Origin of the sequence: Cellulomonas olei, from assembly GCF_039548315.1 — a bacterium.
Classification (GTDB): Bacteria; Actinomycetota; Actinomycetes; order Actinomycetales; family Cellulomonadaceae; genus Cellulomonas.
The window spans coordinates 1-304 of record NZ_JBCLVN010000112.1; the positions used below are offsets into that span (position 1 = coordinate 1).

1 pseudogene is annotated in these 304 nt (G+C 70.1%); it reads right to left on the minus strand.

Going from position 1 to position 304, the window contains the following annotated elements:
* Positions 1-277 (minus strand): annotated as a pseudogene (locus AAHH18_RS18275) (hypothetical protein); the annotation flags it as partial.
* Between the last annotated feature and the right edge of the window lie 27 nt (positions 278-304).

Sequence of the window (304 nt, forward strand, 5' to 3'; positions counted from 1 at the left end):
GGTTGTGGTCGTCGCGGGCGACGATCTTGAAGCCGTTGCGGGCGCGCTCGAGGGTGACGGTGGACCGCGGGGTCATGTACACCCAGCCGGTCACACGCCCGGTGGACTCGTCGACCATCTGCACCAGGCCGCTGCTCAGGCGGCGGGTGCGCGGCGACCAAGCGCCGGTGGCGTTCAGGGCCGACTCGATCGTCACCAGGACGTCAGGCTCGCCCACGTCGCCCGAGCCGACCATCGCGAACCCGACGCCGTGGATGAACGCGTCGATGTGCGCCATCGACGACTCCGAGGCGAGCTCGTTGTC